The organism is Streptomyces sp. NPDC058221 (assembly GCF_042882365.1).
In the GTDB taxonomy this organism is placed as follows: Bacteria; Actinomycetota; Actinomycetes; order Streptomycetales; family Streptomycetaceae; genus Streptomyces.
On sequence record NZ_JBHVWF010000022.1, the window covers coordinates 58,349 to 78,280 of the forward strand.

14 protein-coding genes and 4 pseudogenes are annotated in these 19,932 nt (G+C 67.8%); 9 read left to right on the top strand and 9 right to left on the bottom strand.

The features are described 5' to 3' along the window. Window positions 1–448 precede the first annotated feature (448 nt). Window positions 449–2,097: pseudogene (locus tag ACFVW8_RS10360) on the top strand (TlrC/CarA/OleB/SrmB family ABC-F type ribosomal protection protein). A 564-nt stretch (window positions 2,098–2,661) separates the two neighbouring features. Then, window positions 2,662–4,689: a HelD family protein gene (locus ACFVW8_RS10365; RefSeq protein WP_389688147.1), complete on the top strand. Its 2,028-nt coding sequence runs from the start codon at window positions 2,662–2,664 to the stop codon at window positions 4,687–4,689. Window positions 4,690–4,730: 41 nt separating this feature from the next. Here ACFVW8_RS10365 and ACFVW8_RS10370 read toward each other — a convergent pair whose 3' ends face one another. Further along, entirely contained in the window at window positions 4,731–5,303 is a 573-nt protein-coding gene (locus tag ACFVW8_RS10370) for a TetR/AcrR family transcriptional regulator (protein WP_389688148.1), read from the bottom strand. 200 nt (window positions 5,304–5,503) lie between these two features. Here ACFVW8_RS10370 and ACFVW8_RS10375 point away from each other — a divergent pair, with 200 nt between their 5' ends. Together ACFVW8_RS10375 and ACFVW8_RS10380 are read left to right on the top strand one after the other, a co-directional pair. After that, window positions 5,504–6,916, top strand: coding sequence for an MFS transporter (locus tag ACFVW8_RS10375; RefSeq protein ID WP_389688169.1), 1,413 nt, complete (start codon window positions 5,504–5,506; stop codon window positions 6,914–6,916). A gap of 251 nt (window positions 6,917–7,167) precedes the next feature. Continuing rightward, window positions 7,168–7,263 (top strand): annotated as a pseudogene (locus ACFVW8_RS10380) (IS481 family transposase); the annotation flags it as partial. A gap of 20 nt (window positions 7,264–7,283) precedes the next feature. On the opposite strand, the gene ACFVW8_RS10385 reads toward ACFVW8_RS10380, so the two are convergent. After that, window positions 7,284–8,069 (bottom strand): GNAT family N-acetyltransferase, encoded by a 786-nt coding sequence (locus tag ACFVW8_RS10385; protein ID WP_389688149.1) that lies wholly within the window; start codon window positions 8,067–8,069, stop codon window positions 7,284–7,286. 98 nt (window positions 8,070–8,167) lie between these two features. Here ACFVW8_RS10385 and ACFVW8_RS10390 point away from each other — a divergent pair. After that, window positions 8,168–8,362 (top strand): annotated as a pseudogene (locus ACFVW8_RS10390) (DUF6009 family protein); the annotation flags it as partial. 162 nt (window positions 8,363–8,524) lie between these two features. Next, entirely contained in the window at window positions 8,525–9,214 is a 690-nt protein-coding gene (locus ACFVW8_RS10395) for a siderophore-interacting protein (RefSeq protein WP_389688171.1), read from the top strand. Window positions 9,215–9,479: 265 nt separating this feature from the next. Here ACFVW8_RS10395 and ACFVW8_RS10400 read toward each other — a convergent pair. From ACFVW8_RS10400 to ACFVW8_RS10410, 3 genes and pseudogenes are all read right to left on the bottom strand, one after another. Then, a protein-coding gene (locus ACFVW8_RS10400; protein ID WP_389688173.1) for an IS5 family transposase occupies window positions 9,480–10,294 on the bottom strand; the annotation gives its coding sequence in 2 pieces (ribosomal slippage) (window positions 9,480–9,968 and window positions 9,971–10,294; 813 coding nt in all). A 96-nt stretch (window positions 10,295–10,390) separates the two neighbouring features. After that, window positions 10,391–11,621: pseudogene (locus ACFVW8_RS10405) on the bottom strand (IS701 family transposase). A 158-nt stretch (window positions 11,622–11,779) separates the two neighbouring features. Further along, on the bottom strand, window positions 11,780–12,676 hold the full coding sequence (locus tag ACFVW8_RS10410) for an NmrA family NAD(P)-binding protein (RefSeq protein WP_389688151.1): 897 nt from the start codon (window positions 12,674–12,676) through the stop codon (window positions 11,780–11,782). A gap of 103 nt (window positions 12,677–12,779) precedes the next feature. Here ACFVW8_RS10410 and ACFVW8_RS10415 point away from each other — a divergent pair, with 103 nt between their 5' ends. After that, window positions 12,780–13,529: a TetR/AcrR family transcriptional regulator gene (locus tag ACFVW8_RS10415; protein WP_389688153.1), complete on the top strand. Its 750-nt coding sequence runs from the start codon at window positions 12,780–12,782 to the stop codon at window positions 13,527–13,529. Window positions 13,530–13,590: 61 nt separating this feature from the next. Here the strand turns inward: ACFVW8_RS10415 and ACFVW8_RS10420 are convergent, their stop codons facing one another. Continuing rightward, entirely contained in the window at window positions 13,591–14,139 is a 549-nt protein-coding gene (locus tag ACFVW8_RS10420; RefSeq protein WP_389688155.1) for a hypothetical protein, read from the bottom strand. A 94-nt stretch (window positions 14,140–14,233) separates the two neighbouring features. Here ACFVW8_RS10420 and ACFVW8_RS10425 point away from each other — a divergent pair, with 94 nt between their 5' ends. Next, window positions 14,234–15,004 carry a transposase gene (locus tag ACFVW8_RS10425; protein WP_389688157.1) on the top strand — a complete coding sequence of 257 codons (771 nt, stop codon included), beginning with the start codon at window positions 14,234–14,236 and terminating at the stop codon, window positions 15,002–15,004. Between the two features lie 303 nt (window positions 15,005–15,307). Then, the gene (locus tag ACFVW8_RS10430) at window positions 15,308–15,688 is read left to right on the top strand and encodes a hypothetical protein (protein WP_389688159.1); all 381 of its coding nucleotides are present in this window, start codon (window positions 15,308–15,310) and stop codon (window positions 15,686–15,688) included. Here the strand turns inward: ACFVW8_RS10430 and ACFVW8_RS10435 are convergent. The 3 genes from ACFVW8_RS10435 to ACFVW8_RS10445 form a co-directional block, all read right to left on the bottom strand. Continuing rightward, window positions 15,657–16,322 carry an IS5 family transposase gene (locus ACFVW8_RS10435; protein WP_389688161.1) on the bottom strand — a complete coding sequence of 222 codons (666 nt, stop codon included), beginning with the start codon at window positions 16,320–16,322 and terminating at the stop codon, window positions 15,657–15,659. The genes ACFVW8_RS10430 and ACFVW8_RS10435 overlap by 32 nt on opposite strands. A 10-nt stretch (window positions 16,323–16,332) precedes the next feature. Further along, window positions 16,333–18,588 (bottom strand): tetratricopeptide repeat protein, encoded by a 2,256-nt coding sequence (locus tag ACFVW8_RS10440; RefSeq protein ID WP_389688163.1) that lies wholly within the window; start codon window positions 18,586–18,588, stop codon window positions 16,333–16,335. Window positions 18,589–18,686: 98 nt separating this feature from the next. Then, window positions 18,687–19,112 carry a hypothetical protein gene (locus tag ACFVW8_RS10445; protein WP_389688165.1) on the bottom strand — a complete coding sequence of 142 codons (426 nt, stop codon included), beginning with the start codon at window positions 19,110–19,112 and terminating at the stop codon, window positions 18,687–18,689. Between the last annotated feature and the right edge of the window lie 820 nt (window positions 19,113–19,932).

A 19,932-nucleotide genomic window follows, 5' to 3' on the forward strand; every position in this document is an offset into this window, starting at 1 on the left:
AGGGTGTTGACGTGGCCGTCCGGGAACGGGGAGAGCCGGATGGCCGGGCCGGATGACGTCAGGCCGAGGCTGCCCAGCCCCTCGCCGGCGGGGCAGCGGGTGCTCCCGGCGAAGAGTCCCGCTTCCCATGCCGTCCGCGCCGGTGCCGTACGTATCGTCGTCGCAGGCCGACCGTGGGGATTCGCCCGCTTCCGGTGCACGCTTCCGCCGCCTCACCGGAGAAATGGCTTGCAGACACGCGGATTCCCCCTCTACGGTTCTGCGCATGGGTTCCCTGTGACAGTCCCCGTGCGGCCGCGTTGAGCTCGGCTCCGCCGCCGCACGTTCTCATCCGCGCTCCCGCTCCTCCCGTCATGGCGTCTGTCCGGCGTGCCGTGGAGTGTTTCTCGCGTGCGCGGATGCGTCCGTCCACCCGCGCCGACCGGCCCGGCCGAGAACAGGGGACTCCATGCTTACCGCACAGCTATCTCTTCACAACGTCACCCGCCGCTACGACGACCATGTCGTGCTGGACGACGTGTCCTTCAGCATCAAGCCGGGCGAGAAGGCCGGCATCATCGGCGACAACGGGGCCGGCAAATCCACCCTGCTGCGACTGATCGCCGGGCAGGACCGGCCCGACAACGGCGAATTGACCGTGATCGCACCAGGCGGCTCGGGCTATCTGGCCCAGTCGATGGCCCTGCCCCCCGAGGCCACCGTCCAGGCCGCAGTGGATACGGCTCTTGCTGACCTGCGTGAACTCGAAGCGCGGATGTACGACGCCGAAGCCGGACTCACGGGCTTGGCGGGGGCAGCGCTCACCGCCGCGCTGGACTCCTACGCCTGCCTGGTCGCCCAGTACGAGGCGCGCGCCGGCTACGAAGCCGATGCCCGGGTGGACATCGCTCTGCACGGGCTCGGGCTGCCCGGTCTTGCTCGGGATCGGACCCTGGGCACGCTGTCGGGCGGTGAGCGATCACGGCTGGCGCTGGCCGCGACCTTGGCGGCCCAGCCGGAGCTGCTACTGCTGGACGAGCCGACCAACGATCTGGACGACCAGGCGGTGGGCTGGCTGGAGGCACACTTGCGCGCGCATCGCGGCACGGTGCTCGCGGTCACCCATGACCGGGTGTTCCTGGAACGGGTCACCACCACGATCCTGGAGGTGGCCGAGGGCAAGGTGACGCGTCACGGCGACGGCTACAGCGGCTACCTGGCCGCCAAGGCCGCTGAGCGGCGGCGCCGTCTGCAGGAGTACGCGGACTGGTGCACGGAGCTGGCCCGCAATCAGAAGCTGGCCGCCACGAACGTGGCACGGTTGGAGGCGATCCCCGCAAGGTGCCGCTGGCCGTGGTCGGCCATGGCGGATTCCGTGCCCGCGGCCGTGGTCACGGAGCGATGGTCCGTATCCGCAATGCGAAGGAGCGTGTCGAGCGGCTGACGGGCGATCCTGTCGCGCCGCCGCCCGAACCGCTGGTGTTCGCCGCTCGGATGACGACCGCCGACGGTCAGACGTCGCAGGCCGTGGTGGAACTCACCGGCATCCGTGTCGAGGACCGGCTGCACGTACCTTCGCTGCGGATCGGCGGCGAGGAACGGCTGCTGGTCACCGGTCCCAACGGGGCCGGCAAGACAACGCTCATGCGGGTGCTGGCGGGTGAGCTGCGGCCCGAGGAGGGGACGGTGCGCACGCGGGGCCGAGTCGGGCATTTGAGGCAGGAGGAGACACCGTGGCCGCCTGGCCTGACAGTCCCACAGGCGTTCGCCCACGGCCGCGGGGGCAGACCGGATGAGCACATCGACCATTTGTTGTCCCTCGGCCTGTTCAGCCCTGCCGACCTGCGCCTGAAAGTGAGCGAACTGTCCTATGGGCAAAGGCGCCGGATCGAACTGGCCCGCCTCGTCAGCGAACCCGTGGACCTGTTGCTGCTGGACGAGCCCACCAACCATTTCTCCCCCGACTTGGTCGAAGAACTGGAAGAAGCCCTGGCCCGCTACCGAGGCGCGGTCGTCGTCGTCACCCACGACCGCCGCATGCGAACGCGATTCATCGGCAGGCACGTGGAACTGGATGCCGGTCACGTCGATCAGTTTCAGGCGACGGCAGCGGGCTGAAGCCCACAGGCCGCCTCATCACCGCCCGCCGCGTCGCTACCGACGAGGTGGGGCAGGTCCTGTCTGCCCCGGGACGATGCGTGTCCCGCTTGACCGTCGCAGTGTGGTCTTCATGGGCGGCCAGGCGCGGAACAGCCCTTGGCGCGGGGCCGAGCGGATCGCCGCTCCGGCACTGAACCTGCGGACCACTGTGGCGTTGAGCAGCTTCGGCGGCTCGGCTCCGGCCCCTGCCGCCAGCGCTGCGGACGGGCTGAGTACATCGAGGCAGATCACTTCTCGATCATCGAGGATAAGGCACAGAGACCGCCGCGCGCCCTCGGCACTGACTCGATTCACGCAAGGGCCGTTCAATCCAGCATTCCGATATGCGGAGCAGCCAAATGCGTGACACGTAAATGTGGTCGGCCGTCACGGACCCAGTCATAGGGGCATAGACGCAACAAGCAAGTCAAGACTTACCTTTGGGGAGCGTCGTCCGTATGGTGTTGCTCGAATCGAAGGAGCTTCTTGTTGCCGAAAAGGATTGATTCAGCTGTGCGTGCGGTTGAATTGGAGCAGGATTATGTGTCCTCGTTGTACGAGTTGGTCACCGAGCGGCTTTCCGAGGCGCGAACACACAGGGCGCGTGTGCTGAAGGCCCCGGCCGACAGCGCCGGTGAGACATACGAGAGGGAAATCGCCGCCGACCGTCTGGCCAGGGAAATCGGCCGGCTGGAGGGCGCCGACAAGGGCCTGGTCTTCGGACGCATCGACTGGACGGACGGCACCGCCCTGCGCATCGGACGGATCGGACTGCACACGGAGGAGGACGACCTGCCGCTGCTCGTGGACTGGCGCGCGAACGCGGCGCGACCCTTCTACGAGGCGACACCGGTCCATCCGATGGGCCTGCGGCGCCGCAGGCATCTACGCCTCGAGGACCGCACCGTCATTTCGGTGAGTGACGAACTGCTGGACGGGACGGCCCCGACCCACGAGGACATCGTGGGGGACGGCCCGCTGACCGAGGCCCTGTCGGCCAGGCGTACGGGCAAGATGCACGCTGCTGTCGCGACGCTGCAGGCCGAGCAGGACGAGATCGTCCGCTCCCCCCACCGAGGGGTGACCGTGGTGCAGGGCGGGCCCGGCACTGGCAAGACGGTCGTCGCCCTGCACCGGGCGGCCTACGTCCTGTACGCCTTTCCGCGCGCCGCGGAAGAGGGAGTCCTGGTGGTGGGCCCGAACGCCCGGTTCCTCGACTACATCTCCCAGGTCCTTCCCTCACTGGGAGAGAACGACGTGGTTCTTGCGACATGCCAGGAACTGGCCGGAGTGTTCACGGAGGCGGCGGACCCTATCGACACGGCACGTCTCAAGGGCAGCTCCGGACTCGCCGACGCCCTGGCCGGCCTGCTGCGCGTCCATCAAGCCCCTGTCGGTGACTTCACCGTGCGGGTCGGTCAGGAAGTGGTCCACCTGTCCGAGAAGGAAGTGGCCACGGCACGCGACGCCGCCGTGGCGGCCGCACCGGGGCACAACCCCGCGCGGCAGGTGTTCAAGGAACTCCTGGCCGATGCCGTCACCGATGCGATGCAGCGGGATATGGGCGATATCCTGGAGCGGATCGACGCGGATGCCGAGAAGATGACGGGGCTGAACCTCGACCGGTTCACGGGAGCCGCCCAGCGCCGTGTCGAAGGTGCGGCCGACCCGGATCCGGCCCACGAGCTGGACCTGGACGCCATCCGGGCCGATCTCCTCGAGGACGCCGGCATTGACCGGGCGGTCGAGGCGCTGTGGCCGCGGCTCCTGCCGGGCGGCCTCGTGAACGAGCTCCTGACGAATGCAGGCGCTCTCGCCGAACACCTGCCTGGCGTGACCGTGCAGGAGCGGTCCCTGTTGCTGCGAGGCCCGGACGACCCGTGGACCGGTGCCGATGTCCCGCTGCTGGACGAGGCGGCGAGTCTGGTCGAGGGTCCCCCCGGGCGGACGTACGGGCACGTCGTCGTCGACGAGGCGCAGGAACTGACCGCCATGCAGTGGCGGATGATCGTCCGCCGTTGCCCGGCAAGAGCGATGACGCTGGTGGGCGACTTCGCCCAGGCAGGCCCGGTCGCGACAGCACGCGACTGGAGGGAAGCGCTGAGCCCCCACGTCGGACCGCGGTTCAGACTGCACGACCTGACCGTCAGTTACCGCACCACGCAGGAGATCCTGGAGAGCGTCCGGGACCTGCTCACACGGATCGCTCCGGACCAGAAGCCCACACGGTCACTGCGAAGCGGTGAGAGCCCTCGCTCCGTGACCACACCTCAGGACGGGTCGGTCACCGCCGTGGTCCAGGAACTCCGTGCGCAGAGCACCGCGCACCCGGACGAGCTTTTGGGAGTGATCTGCGCGGACGCCAGGGTGAGCGAGCTGACAGCCCGGGGCGTCGGGCACCACGCACGCATCGTGCCGGCATCCGAAGCACGCGGCCTGGAATTCGACGGGGTCGTCGTCATGAATCCCGAGGAAATCATCACGGCCCGCCCCGGTGGGGAGAGAGACTTGTACGTAGCCCTGACCCGGGCCACCAAGCGCCTCTGTTCCATTACCGTCCAGCCCGCCTGACGACTCCGCGCCCGCATTGCCACCGAGGGCGCATCCGGTGGTCACAGCAGCCGGTCGACGAGCCCGTCGACGTAGGCCGGGGTGAGTTCCATGCCGAACAGGACGCGGATGTACATCGGGGCGAGGACGTGGTCCAGCACGTCGAGCGCGGCGGGGGCCCTCTCGCCGCGCTCGACGGCGCGGTCGAGCATGGACTGCAGTTGCCGGGTGCGTTCGTCGCGGAGGCTGTCACGTGCCTGCCGGCCCAGCTGGCCTTGCTCGCCGGTGCCGATGAGGGCGACGGCGAGGCGCACGAGTGCCAGGCCGTCGGGTCCGGTGATCTCGCGGGCGACGTTGGCCGCGTAGGCGCGCAGGTCGCCGGCGAGGCTTCCGGTGTCGGGCATGGGTGACTGCGCGTTGAGGCGGCTGAGCGCCACCTCGGAGAGCAGCTTCTCCAGGCTGCCCCACCGGCGGTAGATGCTGCTGTCGGCCACACCTGCGCGGGCTGCGACCTCTCCTACGGTGAAGTGGCCGTAGCCCCGCTCGCTGATCAGATCGGTCACCGCCTGATGCACCTGTGCGCCGACGCGGGCGCTGCGCCCGCCGGGCCGTCGGGCTCGCTGTGGTTCGCTCATCTCTCCACCTTAACGCAGTAAGGGCTTGCGTTTACGAGGTGATCCTCTCTATAGTCGCTTAACGCAGCCACTGATTGCTTTAGGGCGCAGCGGCTGACCACGTCCGCCATAGAGAGGCGTAAAAAATCTTGAGAGGAACCCCCTTGGCTGCATCGCTTGTGGACGTAGGCAGTCGACCGAACCGGGCCGTGCTGCTCGCGATGACCTGCCTGGGCCAGTTCATGGTCCTGCTCGACACCACGATCGTCGGAGCAGCGCTGCCCGACATGCAGCACCGGCTCCACACGGAACTGACCGGCCTTCAATGGATCGTCGACGCCTACGTACTCCTGGTCGCCATGCTGCTCCTGTCCGGTGGCGTCTTCGCCGACCGGTTCGGCCGCAAGCGGGTGTACCTGACCGGCGTGGCGGTGTTCACCGCCGCATCACTGGTCTGTGCCCTCGCGCCCTCGGTCGGCTGGCTGATCGCCGGCCGGGTACTGCAGGGCATCGGCGCTGCGGCACTCGCCCCCGCCTCGCTCGCACTCCTCGCCGCCGCCTACCCCCTGCCGCAGGAACGCATCAAGGCGATCGGACTGTGGGCCGGACTCAGCGGAATCGGCCTCGCCGCAGGCCCCGTGGCCGGCGGCGTGCTGACCCAGGCCTTCGGCTGGCCCGCCATCTTCCTCGTCAACCTGCCCTTCGGCGTGGGCCTTGTACTGGTCGGCCTGCGCCACCTCGACGAGTCCCGCAACCCGAACGCCCCCGCGATCGACATCCCGGGGACAGCACTGTCCGTCCTGACCGTGGGCGTGCTGACCTACGGCCTGATCGAGGGCGGTGCCCGCGGCTGGACGTCACCGGAGATCCTGGGCTGCTTCGCCGCCGCAGTGATCCTCCTCGCCGCCTTCATCGCCGTCGAAGCCCGCCGCGCCGCGCCCATGCTGTCCCTGCGGCTGTTCAAGCAGCGCCTGTTCACCGTGTCGAACACCGCCATGGTCGTGGTCGGGTTCGCCCTCATGGGCTCCTCGTTCTTCTTCTCCCAGTTCTTCGTCTACGTCCAGGGCAGCTCGATCCTGCGTGCCGGCCTGCAGACCCTGCCCATGTCCCTCGCCATGGTCGTCGTCAGCCCGTACGCAGGACGGCTCGCCGCCCGATACGGCTTCCGCGTCGTGGTCACCACCGGCCTCGCCCTGGCCGGCCTGGGGCTGATGGCACTCGGCACCGTCCACGCCGACACCGGATACGGGAACGTGTGGTGGCGCCTGGCAGTCGCCGGCACCGGATTCGCCCTGGCCATGTCCCCGCTTACGGGAGCCGCCATCCAAGCAGTCAGCCCGCAGGAAGGCGGCCTGGCATCCGGCGTCAGCAGCACCACCCGGCAGATCGGTGCCGTCTTCGGCGTCGCAGTACTCGGAGCCATCGTCCGCACCCGGCAATCCGGCGGCGCCACCTTCGAGGCCGGCCTCAACAGCGCCTTTCTCGCTGCCGGCATCGTCACTTTGGCCACCGCCGTGTTCACCGGGCTGTTGCTGGCAAAGCCCAAGCCTGCGGAAGGCTCGGCAGTACCGCAACGTTCCACTGATCCAGGTGCGGTCACCACTTTGAACGACGCACCCGCAGGCGGCCGTTGACGGTGACACCGGCCACGGCTGGGGGGTCTGCCCGACGTTCGGCTCTGTTCAGCGGCCGGCGGTTACGGCAGGTGCCGGGCGTCGTTGACGTTATGTGCGAGATATCAACTCCCCGGTGTTACTCGCACGTTCGGGCTCTCGGCGCTTGGTGTATTGATCACGAGCGTTGTTGACACTCGGCAGGTCTTGAACATGACGAAGACCTCCGGTGCGGTGGAGCTGTATAGGACCGCACCGCACTGGAGGTCTTCGTGTCCCACCGCAATACCGGGCTGACTGTTCATGACAGGCGGCTGCTGATTCAGCGGGTCCTTGCGGGCCGCCCGGTCGCTCACGTGGCTGGAGAGCGCGCCAGGGCCGGCTGAGCTCAGGGCGACCACACATACGGCGTCGTCGTAGTGACCGCGTGCAGTCCAAGGCGGGTGAGGATCGGGGCGCTGTCGGCTGAGGCGTCGACGTAGACGTAGGGGACGTCGCGAGCGGCGGCGAGTTGGGCTCGGTGGGCGACCATGGCCCGGTAGATGCCCTGTCCGCGCCATTCCTTGAGCGTTGAGCCGCCCCAGAGACCGCCGAAGTCGATGCCGTCCTTGAACACCAGCCAGGCGGCGCAGACGACTTGGGTGCGGGCTTCGGCGACGAGGACAACGGTGTTCTCCGGGGCGTTCTCGATCCGGGCCGTCAGGTCGTCGGCGAGCCAGCTCCAGTCCTCGCCCCAGACGGCGCTCTCCATAGCGGCGACGCGCTGGAGGTCTGATCGGGAGGTGACGCGGCGGAGGGTTACACCGTCGGGCAGGACGGGGTCTGCGGCAAGGTCTGCGGTCTGCCCGATGAGCACGGTCTCGCTGTCCTCGGCGACGAAGCCGGCCGCCGTGAGCCGGTCGGTGAGGCCGGCGGGGACATCATGGGCGCGAGTCTTCCATTCGACCGCCTCACCACGGGCGGCGTAGAAGTCGCGCTGCCGCGCTATCAGCGTGTCGAGTTCTGCCCCGTACACGCCGAGGTCGCGCGGGCCCGTGACAAAGCCGCGGTGCCAACCGACGACACGGGTCAATGGGCCGTCCTTTTCGATGCGTGCGCTGCCGCCAGGCGGGGTGACACCGCGGAGTTGGGCGTCATACGCGATGCGGAGTTCGTTGATCAGAGTGTCGTTCACTCGAACACCGTACGGACCGGGTCAAGTGATTGAACACCGGTAACGAAACAGTTCTTGACCTCGGCCGCTACCTGCCTCGACGGCCGGCCGCCCTCGGCGCCGACGCCGACTCGGACAGCGGCCTGTACAGACGCAGGGGGTTCTTCCTCCTGCCCCACGACCGGGACTCCGACCCCGAAGGCGTCTACCGGCAGGGCGCCCCAGGTGAAGCCGTCGGCCCCTGGACCATCGAGCCATGGCACGTAGGCGGAAACCTCCGATCCCAAAGAGGCAGCGCCGCCAAAGCGGCTGCCGGCTCTTGGAGCAGGGCCGCGCTCGCGCGCCTCCGCCGGGGCCGGCTCGGACCAGACAGCCTCACTGGGTCCGATCCTGCTGTGGTGCGAAGATATCGCGGTCGGTTGGATGTTGGCCCTCAGTGGCCCACTGCATCGACGAGTTTCCGAGGAGTCCTATGGCTGTCCTGTCCTGCTCTCCCCCTTCTGGACCTGCTGACGCTTCAGGGCACGGTCACCGAGACAGAACCTGTCGCCGCCCGACTCCGTCGCCTGCGCATCGAGAGCGAGGCCCTGTCCGGGCCGACCGCCCGCCCCGGACAGCAGGCGAAGGTCGTGGTCGGAGACGGGCTGACTCTGCGCACGTACTCGATCTGGCGCTACGACTCGGAGGGCGCCGTCGAATTGTGCGTACTGGATCATCCTGGGCGTGGCCCCGGAGCGCGGTGGGGGAGTAGCGCCACAGTCGGCGACCGGGTCCGAATGCGCAAGCCGGAAGGGACGTTCACGCTGCGGCCTGACGCCGCGCACCACGTGTTCGTCGGAGAGGAGACGGCGTCGGTCGCCTTCGGCGCGATGCTGGGGGCACTGCCTGACGGGGCGCGAATCTCCAGCTGCATCGAAACGGAGACGGCTGCCGACCGGCTCCCCCTGCCGTACTCGGACCGCCTCAATTGGATCACCAGGAGTGGCACTTCGCTCCCGGATGCGGTGCGACGCCTCGCCCCTGAGCCAGGCGGGATCGCGTACGTCGCCGGGGAGGCGCGGACCGTGCAGCACGTGCGGCAGGTGCTCGTGCGAGAGGCGGGCTGGGACCGACGGGCGGTACTCACCAAGCCGCTCTGGGCACCGGGCAAGCGCGGGCTGGAGTAGGGGAGAATCGCGCCTGTGCTTTCAGGGATGTCGCCGCCGCACCCACTGGTACAAGGCGGATTCTTGAGCCTGCTGAGTCTTGGCGAACAGCGACTTCGTCGATCGCCTGAACCCGCAACCGTTCCGTGCCTGATGGTGAGTTATATGGACACGCCCATTGTCGTAGCTGCCTGTTGACGGCGGAACTGTGTGTCGACGTCAATTCAGAAACCCGACGACAGCCGCCGGTGCGTGGCCGGGACAGCCCTTAGAGCTTGTAACAGGATCATGAGTGGGCCTTCTTGAGGCGGCGCCAGCAGATCAGGCTGCAGGCCAACGAGACGAAGGCGTCGTGGAGTTCGAGGCGTCGTTCCCAGCGCACGGCGAGTCGCTTGAACTGGTGGAGCAGGGCGAAGGTCTGCTCCACGACGTAGCGGAGCTTGCCGAGGCCCTTGGTGTTCGGGGCGCCCTTTCGGGAGACAACGGGCATGATCCGGCGCGTGCGCAGGGCGCGCCGGACGGCCTTGGAGTCGTACGCCTTGGCGCCCAGGAGAGCGTCGGGTCGACGTCGCGGTCGGCCGGGGCGTCCGGCCACGGGCGGCAGACCGTCGGCCAGGGCGAGGGTCTGGGTGATGTCGTTGACGTTCGCCGCGGTGGTGATGACGTGGAACGGAGTGCCGCGTCCGTCGCAGATCAGGTGGTGCTTGCTGCCTGTTTTCCGCCGGTCGACCGGCGACGGACCGGTCGCGGCTCCCCCTTTTTCGCGCGGATGTGGGATCCATCCACACACGCGCGGGACCAGTCGAGTTCGCCGGCCGCGTTCAGCTTCGCGAGCAGGATCCGGTGCAACTGCTCGAAAACCCCGGCCTGTTGCCAGCGATCCAGCCGCCGCCAGCAGGTCTGTCCGGAGCCGAACCCCAGCTCCAGAGGCAACAGCTGCCAGGCGATGTCCTGGTGCAAGACGTACAGGATGCCCTGCAAGCACAAACGGTCGGCCACCGGCTTCGGCCCCGGCGACCGCTCGGGCCAGGGAGGCAGCAGCGGCTCGATCAGCTCCCACAAGTCGTCATCCACGATCCACGGCCGAGTCGTCACACCCATCCGAACGGTCAGATCGTCACAACAGTCGCGGTCAACCAGGCCGTTCAGCAAGATCCTGTTACAAGCTCTTAGTACTCCAGCTGTAGATCGTGATCTTCATGTCTGGGATGCGGCTTGTCGCCGGTAATGGCTGGCTCGTGATCGTGCCTGGTGGCGGCGTCGCCAGGCGGACCAGCTGAGCCTGTGGGCCGGGCCGTGATCGGGTCGGACAGCGACGGTGATGAACAGGCGCTGGATCTCGTTGCAGGTCAGCGGGATCAGATCGTCGGATGTGGGTCGGTGTGCGTGTTCCTCGGCGCGGACGACGGCGAGGAAAGCGTGGGCGAGCATGGCGAGGGTGACCCAGCGGGTCCAGGAGGGGTAGCGGCGGACCTGGTGCTCATCCAGTCCGGCCAGGCCCTTCTCGCTCTGGAAGGTCTCTTCCACTCGCCACCTGGAACCTGCGACCTTGACCAGGGTGGCCAGGAGGGCCGGTGTGGTGGAGTGACAGCGGTAGTAGGCGAGTTCGCCGGTGGTGCGGTTGCGGCGGATCAGCAGCTGGTGGTGGCCCGGTGCCGCTTCGGCGAGGTCGATGACGGCCCAGTCGTAGTATCGCTGTCCCTTTGCGCCGCGTCCGGCCGAGAGCTTCTGCCAGGCCCGCTTCGGCACCTTCCGCGCGAGGGCATCGGCGCGGAACCTGCCTGCGGCGGTGGGCACTTCGGCCGAGCAGGCAACCGCGAGGACATAGCCGATGCCGCGTTCCTCCAGAGCCGTACGGAGTCTTGGGTTGCCGCCGTAGACCTCATCCCCGGTGACCCAGCCGACGTGGTGTCCGGCGTCCAGGAACCCGTACGATCATCACCCGGGCCAGTTCCGGTTTGGTCGCGAAGACGGTGTCCTGGCCGAGCCCGGCTGCCCGGCAGCGGTCCGGGTCGCCTGTCCAGGAGCGCGGGATGTACAGCTCCCGGTCCACCGCTGCGTGCCCGCGCATCCCGGCGTAGACGAGGTAGACGGCGACCTGGGAGTTCTCGATCCGGCCGGTGTACTGGCGCTGGACCCCGACGGTGTGCGTGCCCTTCTTCACGTCGCCGGTCTCGTCGACGACCAGCACCGCGGCCTCGTCGTGGAGGTGCTCGACGACGTACTCGCGCACGTCGTCACGGACGGCGTCGGCGTCCCAGGAGGCCCGGGACAGCAGGTGCTGCATGCCGTGCGGGCCGGCCTCCCCGGCCCACTCGGCGATCGTCCAGCAGTTTTTGCGCGGCAGGTCCGACAGCAGGCCCAGCACCAGCCGCCCGGCCCGCAGGCGGGGTTCGTACCGGGCGAACCGGGCCGCAATCCGGCCCATGGCCACCTCGAACGCCTCCCGCCACCGCGCGGGATCTATTCTGTGACCTGCGGCTACCGTCTCTTCGTAAGTCCACACAACTCACGATGATCAGCGGTGGCCGCACTCATTTCCGCACCGGCCCCGACCCAGCAAGATCACGACCAACAGCTGCGGTACTAGGCGGTTTCGAGGAGTCGCTTCCGCAGCAGGGCGGCGCCGGATTCGGCGAGCCAGTCCGCGAGCGTACGCAGGCCGGGGTGGATGATGCGCAGCGCCTCGATGTCGGCGTGCCAGCGCGATCCGGCTGCCCAGCGCTCCCGGACCTGGGCGATCTCGGGGTTGAGTGCGGCGGCCTCGGCGTGGGTGATCTGCTCGTAGCACACCGTGGCACCAGTGGCCGCGCTGATTGCGGCAACTGCCTCGGCCGGGGTGGGGGCGTCCCCGGCCAGCTCCAGACTCCCCGCGAATCGGTCCGGCTGGTCGAAGGCCAGCGCCGCGAATTCGGCGATGTCCTCCACCGCGATGATCTGGACAGGTTCGTCCGGCGGGAAGATGTGCCGGTGCACGCCGTGGACGATGCCGTCGAGTCCGATGGGTGTCGATCCGAGATAGTTCGACATGAAGCGCACCGGGCGCAGCACGGTCACTGACCGGATCCGCTCATGCAGGTGGTCCTCGATGCGTTTCTTTCCCTCGGAGCCACCCGGGCGCCCCGGTGTGGACGCGATGCCCGTGAACACGACGTGCTCGACCCCCACGGCGGCTGCGGCATCGATCAGTGCTCGGCCTCGGGCGAACTCCCGCTCCACGTCGGAGCCGGCCGGTCCGAATGCCACGGGCGGTACGGCGAACAGTGCCGCTGCTCCCTCCAGCGCCGCAGGCAGACTCGACGAGTCGTCGAAGTCGCCGGGGACGAGTTCGGCCCCGGCGGTTTCGAGTGCCTTGGCGGTGCGCGTGGTCGTGTCTCGCACGAGTACGCGCACCGGTCTGCCGGCCGCCAGGAGCCGGCGTGCGGTGGCGCCGCCCTGTCGACCGGTCGCACCGGTCACGACGACCAAGCGGTCAGTGGTCATGTCGTCCTCCGCCCCGGGATTGTCGGGGGCACGGTGGGTTGAGCCCGGGGTCGATGTGGAATGCTGCACCCGGTTGAGCCCGACGGACAAGGGATTACGTGACATGACCGCAGCTCCCGAGGACGTCGGCCGGGCTGATGCCCGCCGCAACCGCATGAAGGTGCTCGCCGCCGCCTCACGGGCGTTTGACGAGCACGGTCTGGACGTCTCGCTCGGCGCGATCGCACGGCAGGCGGGGGTCGGCGCCGGCACCGTGTACCGGCACTTCCCCAGCAAGGAGATCCTGCTGGAGGCCGTACTCGTCCAGCAGATCGACAACCGGGTGGACGCCGCTCGACGGTGGGCGGTCCGCACTGACCCTGTCACGGCGTTCTTCGGCTTCCTCCTGGAGGTCGTCGACACGTCCCAAGGGCGCAAGCACGCGTGCGACGCCTTGACCACGGAAACGAGCTGGCCGCGCCCCAGCCTGGCCGCGTCGGCGCGACGGTTCCGCCAGGCACTCGACGAACTGCTCCGCGCAGCCCAGCGGGCCGGCGGGGTCCGCACCGACGTCAGCGCGGACGATGTCGCTGCGCTCACCGTCGGATGCGCGACGACATGGGCTGCCCACCGCGACCGCAACGGCGGCACCCGCATGGTGCGGCTGACGCTGGAGAGCCTGCGGAGTCCCGTCTCTGTCACGGAAGGGCAGGTGTTTCGTGACGTCTCCGGCACGCTTCACTCGGCGCCACGGTGCGAGGAGTGCGGGGCCCGGCTCGACGCCCGGTCCACCGGCCGCCCGGCCCGCTACTGCGGAGCGACTTGCCGACAGCGAGCGCGTCGCCGCCGGCTCGGACCGGAAACGACTTCCTAAGGGCTGTCCCGCAAAGATCTTGGCTCCGAGTGCAGAGCAGCCGGAAGAGCCGGCGAGGTGCTCAACTGGTGGTTCGTGAGGTGTCCAGGGACCGGCCGAAGTCGGCGAGCGAGTGGAAGTCGTTCTCCCTTAGGCCGATCCGCGGGTTGACGTGGTGCAGGAGCCCGGCGCCTTGGTGGTGGGCGGTCACGTAGCTCTGATCCAACTCGCTCTGCTCGTCGTCCACCCACGCGAAAGGACGGCCGCCTGCGTAGTCCACCAGCGGCCCGGTCTTCCAGTGGACGCCATCAGGGCGCTCTTGGAGCAGGACGTCGCCGAAGTCCACAAAGGGAAGTTCCGGAAGGCCCAGGACCGGTGCGATCCACCGGTTGGCGTCGTCCATCCATGTGGTGGCCCAGCACAGCTCGAAGCCGAGCTGGAGCAGGGATCGTCCATGCTCTGGGTTGAGCCAGACCCGCAGTGGCCGTCGGGATGAAAGGCCTCTGTCGTCCTGATGGGCGTCGTTCCGGGGGACTCTGAGTGTGGTGTAGCCGTCGGGACGCCGCTCCGGCTTGGCCGCGTAAGGGTTGAGCGGCCCGTCCACGTCGAGGAACAGCAGAGGTCGGTTCACGGTTTCCCCCGGGTCTTGCGCACTGCGGACTGCCCCGAGCAGCGTAACTGTGGGATTGCCTCGGCATTGGGCCGGCCTGAGTGGTGATCATGATGTGGTGAGTGTGATCACGGCATCGGAGCCGTCCTGGATAACCCCGTTCGCGGGGCTGAGCCCGCGCTGCTTTGGCAAGCTGCTGACCACGCTGCGGCGCGATGGAGCAGATGTGGTCCACCGAGGCCGGCAGTGGAGCCTGCCACTGGAGGACCGGGTGTTGCTGGTCACGGCCTACTGGCGCACCAATCTGACGTTGCGGCAACTCGCTCCGCTGTTCGGCGTCTCGAAGTCCACGGCCGGCCGAGTCATCAACCACCTCGGCCCCCTGCTCGCACTCCAGCCCCGTAGGCGGTTCGCCAAGGGCACCGTGCTCATCGTGGACGGCACCCTGGTCCCCACCCATGACCACGCCATCGCCGAGCGGTCGAAGAACTACCGGTACTCCACCAACCACCAGGTCGTCATCGACGCCGACACCCGCCTGGTCGTCGTGGTCGGCCGGCCGCTCGCCGGGAACCGCAACGACTGTAAGGCGTGGGAGGAGTCCGGCGCCAAGGCCGCCGTGGGCAACACCGTCACGATCGCCGACGGCGGCTACCCGGGCACCGGCCTCGTCATCCCGCACCGCCGTAAGCGCGGCCAGAGCGAACTCCCGGACTGGAAAGAGGAACACAACAAGTCCCACAAGCAGGTCCGGGCCCGCGTCGAGCACGTCTTCGCCCGCATGAAGACCTGGAAGATCCTCCGCGACTGCCGCCTCAAAGGCGATGGCGTCCACCACGCCATGCTCGGCATCGCCCGGATGCACAACCTCGCCCTCGCCGGATAAGCAAGGCGGCCGCCATGCCCGAGGCGGCTTCAAGATCCTTGCGGGACAGCCCTTAGCGCAGGATGAGTCGCGGGTGCCACGCACTGCAATGGCCGGTGCCCACGGCCGACGTTGCTGTCCGATTCCGCATCCGTCATTACCACCAGAATGCCGCACTCCAGACATGAAGATCACGATCTACAGCTGGAGTATTAGGCCCAGAAGACCGGCCGAGTACGTAAGAATCACCGACGCGAGCGGCACGACACTGAGCGGATCGTGGGCCCTGTCCCACCCATTCCCCACAGTGAGGTCAACATGATCATGTCGAAAACCCTGCGCACTCGCACCGCAAGCGTGGGTGCCGTGATCGCCATGGGTCTCGGGCTCTGCGTCGCACAGTCCACTGAGGCGTCGGCTTTGCCTGAGACGGACTACCAGTTCGCTCTGCCCGGTGGAGCTTCGGAATTTGAACGCAGTGTTGAGATGACCTCCAACTCTCTGACAATCACGCGCGGAGATAGCCAGAACGCAGAGATCACCAGCTTCATCTACGGGACGTACTCCAAGTCGTACGTGACGCTGGAGATTCCCGGCAGGGGCTACAAGTACCACAGCGTCAAGCCGACCAAGATTGTTGGCTCTGGATACAATCAGAAGGTTACGTTCAAGTTCAATAGGTATGAGATCTACCAAACTGACTAAAAGACCTTGCGTTGTTTTCGTGACAGAGGGCTCCACACCGTACAGGTGCGGGGCCCTTTGTGCACACTGCTACGCGGACGCCTTCTTCGCCGTATGTGAGCGGCTGGCCTTCTCCTCCTCGGAGGGGATCCCCGCCTCGGCCTCCTGGTAGGTGGCGCTGGGCGTCGGCTGGCCGGCCAGCGACGGGCGGGATGCAGTCGACCAGATTGAGGGTCTGGGTGATGTCGTTGACGTTGGCCGCGGTGGTGATGACTTTGAGCGGGGTGCCGCGTCCGTCGCAGATCAGGTGGTGTTTGCTGCCCGTCTTCCGCCGCTCGACCGGCGACGGACCGGTATCGGCACCCCATTTTTTCGCGCGGATGTGGGAACCGTCCACGCAAGCCCGCGACCAGTCGAGCTCGCCGGCCGCGTTCAGCTCGGCGAGCAGGACCCGGTGCAGCCGGTCGAAAACCCCCGCCTTCTGCCACCGGTCCAGGCGGCGCCAGCACGTCTGTCCCGAGCCTAACCCCAGCTCCGGGGGCAGAAGTTGCCAGGATATGTCGTTGTAGAGGACGAACAGGATGCCCTGGAGGCAGAGCCGGTCCGACACCGGCCGAGGCCCCGGTGAGCGTTCCGGCCGCGGTCGCCCATTCAATTTTACTAGATTAAGGGTGGTCAGTACCCCGAGTGCGTTCGAGGTCGGCGCGGATGGCTTCTTGGAGGGCGGTGGCTTCGGTTGTGCGCCCCGCTAATAGGTAGGAGCTCACGAGGTTGTTGCGGGCGGTGAGGGTGCCTGGGTGGTCGGGGCCGAGGACGCGTTCAAAGTCTGCGACGGCGGTTTCTAAGAGAGCGGTGGCTTCGGCGGTACGACCCGCTTGCTGGTAGGAATGGGCGACGTTGTTGCGGGCCCCGAGGGTGTCGGGGTGTTGGGGGCCGAGGACGCGTTCCCGGTCGGCGAGCACAGCCTCGCGAAGGCTCAGTGCTTCATCTTCGAGACCGGCTTGCTGATAGCAGTGTGCCAAGTTGTTGAGGGCATGGAGGGTTATGGGATGTAGCGGCCCGAAGACCCGCTCGCTGCTGACGCGGCTGACCTCCAATAGAGAGATTGCTTCACTGTTGCGCCCCACGTCGGCGTAGAAGCCCGCGAGATTTAGACGGGCCGTGATCGTGTGCGGATGGTCGTGTCCGAGAGTGCGCGCGTTACCGATGAGGACGAATTCCTGGAGGGTGACGGCGTCGTTGATGCGCCCAGTCTGCTGGTAAGAGAGGGCGAGGTCGCTCCGGCTCGTGAGTGTGTGCATGTGCAGGGGGCCCAGCAGGCGTTCACGATCTGCGAGAACGGATTCCTGGAGAGCTATAGCTTCGCGGGTGCGTGCGCTTTTCCACAATGAGACTGAGAGGGCGCGGCGCGCCGTGAGCGAGTCAGGATGCTCAGGACCGCATATTCGCTGGCTTTGGGTGACGAGTACGTCCCAATAGGTGGTGGCAGCCGAGGGCATGCCTGCGTCGATAAGGCTTTCCCCGGCGCGGAAAAGGATGATGTGCGCCTTCGGGTGCCAGAGGTGGTCGCCGGTGTGGTGGTGGAGGTGGTCGGTGTTCGAGCGTAGCGCGGAGGCCAGTTCAGGGTAGGGCTGGTCGAGGCTGGGCCAGACGTGCAGGAGAGCGTCAGCGGCCGTCTGAGCGAGTGGGGGGAGGACTTCGGCAGGGGTGGTTTCGCGAGCGGCGCGGGCGGTAAGTGCGTGGATGCGTACAGCCCGGGGTTCCTGCTGGCGGTCGCTGTTGATCAGCGCGTAGCGGTGCAGGACCCGCAGCACCGACTCAGCCTCTTCCGTAGTGACGTCCGCCGCGTGCTCAGCAGTGTCCGGGGCGGGAGCTCGGCGTTCGGTGAGATGGGCCAGAACGACGGGGGTGGTCCAGACGGAGTGAGGGTGTCCGGCGGGGTCGAGGTGTGCGGCAAGTTGGAGCGCGGGGCGGGCGAGGCCGGCGGGCTGGGTGAGCTGCGCCGCGTCGAGGGAGAGCAAGAGGGTGGTGGTGATCTGCCGTCCGTAGCCTTCGGCGTCGGCCGTCTCCGGAAGGACCTGTTCCAGTCGGCGGCTGTGGTCGTTGAAGAGGGTCAGGTAGCGGGCGCTGCTGAGGTCTTGGTTGAGCATGTAGGCGGCCGCATGCCCGAGCGCCAGCGGTAGACGTCCGAGCGCCGCGGCCAGGTCGTCGACATTGTCGTCGAGGAGATGTCCGGCGTCATCGTCGGCCAGGCGGGTGCGGAGATACGCGGAGGCTTCGTCGGGTGTGTAGACGCCGACCCGAACCCGTTTGCGGCCGTTGCCCGTGAGGGCCGCATCGTGGAGCCGTGTGGTGGCCAGCACCCACCCTGTGCCGGTGCGACTGGTCGGCCACCAGCCTGCCATCCCGGCCGGGTCGGTGATGTCGTCCAGGACGACCAGCCAACTCCGGTCCGTCGTTGCCAGCCAATCCAGGAACGCCCACGCGTCCTGCTCCAGATCGTCGCCCCCCGCACCTGGCGCGGCAACGATGACGGCGGCTCGGGCGTAGAAGGTGACGACCCGCTGGACCTCTACTGAGGGCACCCACAGGACGAGATCGGTGCCGTCGTGGAGGGCTTCGGTCGCATAGGCCGCGGCGAGCTGTGACTTGCCAACTCCGCCGCCGCCGGACAGCACCTGCGTCGTCATCGCCGACGATCCCCGCGCCCGTGCCGCGTCCACCTGCTCGCAGAGTGCGGTGCGCGGTTGGAACGCGCTGGCCAGGCTGGGGACGGGGCCGATTTCCAATGGCCACATCACTTCGCGCGGGGTGAGATGTATGTGGATCTGCCGGTTGTCGAAGACCTGGCTGCCCTGCCCGAACGCACTGTGGGAGGCGTTGCCTCCTATGGCGGTCCCGCCACGGCCCGTCGCCCGCACGTCCCGAGCGGGCTCCCGCGAGCCCTGAGGAATGGTGCCGGGCTGCGGCGCCGTCTCGGCCGCTTCCCCGTCGTTTCGGTGGCGGGGCCGTCGGGGAGTCATCGGCGTTCGCTGTCGTCGCCGAGTGCGTTGTCGGCGATGTCGCCTGCGGCGGCGATGCCGTCCCTTCCCGCCCGTACGTCCGCGTCTCTACCACCCGCAGGAGGAGCTGGTGCCCTCGCTGTCGGGGGGCCGACGACCGACGACCGGTCGCCGATGGCGCTGCCGGTGATGTTTCCGCCCGCCGCGATCCCGCCCCGCCCGCTGCGAACCCGACGCCCGTCACCACTCGTTCCGGGGCTGCGGACGAGGGCGATCACCGCGAGAACGACCGCGGCCAAGCCGACGATGGCGCCGATGACGCTGGCTGTTCGATCAGCCATGTCCGGATTCACCACGAGCGCCACAATCAGCCCCGCCGACACCACGCCCGCGACCACGGCGAGAACCCATACGGCGACGCGCGCCGGCCCCGAAACTGCCACAGTTCTGCTCCTGCGGTTGTGTCCGATGCCCCCTCGGAACGGGCTAGTGACGATACCGCTGTGACCCTCGCGAGCGGTAGGAAGTCACGTGATTCGGTGCCACTGACGGGCGGCGGCCGGCGCGCCCTGTGGGTGGGTGTCACGGACCTGGCAGGGCCCTCGCCTGCAGACTCATCTGCTACCGACGACTCAAGAAAACCCGACCATGATCGTGTTACGAGTTCTTAGTCTCCAGGATTCCTCAGATCCGAGGCTATGGAGGAAGCTTCGGTGCCAGCTCGTGCATGCCGAGCTGCGCCGCGCGCGATTCCTTCACATTTCCCATGCCACTAGCGCACTGCGCGGTGGCATGGTTGGTCGACTGGTGAGTTGTACGCCAGTGCATCCGCTTTGGGGGGATCTTCATGCGTACTCGCACCGCCGCTGCCTCTGCGGTTCTAGTCCTGTTCGCCCTGTTGGGCTCGGCCGCCTGCTTGGCCTCTCCGGAAGGAGACAAGCCGTCATCTGGCAGCTCGGTGTCCGTCGAGAAGGCAGCCGATCAGCGACAGACAGCCAGGGCCAAGCCTGGAATCGACCCCTCGGAGTGCGCGACCTCTGCCGATAAGATACCGAAGGGCTGTGAGGTCGACGTGTCGGTGGGAGAGATCGACGAGGCGTCCCCGGCCGCTGAAGCGCCATCGGCGAAGTGAACTCCCGTTCTGGTGTGGTCTGTTGGGGGTGGGGGTTGTGTTTGGGGTGTGAGGTGTTGCTGGGTGTGTCAGGTGTTGAGTGGTTTCCGGTGGGTGGTGTTGATGGTTGGGTGGGGGTGTGTGTGGTGGGG

What these genes read in the sequence shown, in the direction of transcription:
- ACFVW8_RS10410 (WP_389688151.1), bottom strand. Translation starts at nt 12,676, where the DNA reads ATGACCACTGACCGCTTGGTCGTCGTGACCGGTGCGACCGGTCGACAG.
- ACFVW8_RS10415 (WP_389688153.1), top strand. Translation starts at nt 12,780, where the DNA reads ATGACCGCAGCTCCCGAGGACGTCGGCCGGGCTGATGCCCGCCGCAAC.
- ACFVW8_RS10370 (WP_389688148.1), bottom strand. Translation starts at nt 5,303, where the DNA reads ATGAGCGAACCACAGCGAGCCCGACGGCCCGGCGGGCGCAGCGCCCGC.
- ACFVW8_RS10375 (WP_389688169.1), top strand. Translation starts at nt 5,504, where the DNA reads ATGACCTGCCTGGGCCAGTTCATGGTCCTGCTCGACACCACGATCGTC.
- ACFVW8_RS10430 (WP_389688159.1), top strand. Translation starts at nt 15,308, where the DNA reads ATGTCGAAAACCCTGCGCACTCGCACCGCAAGCGTGGGTGCCGTGATC.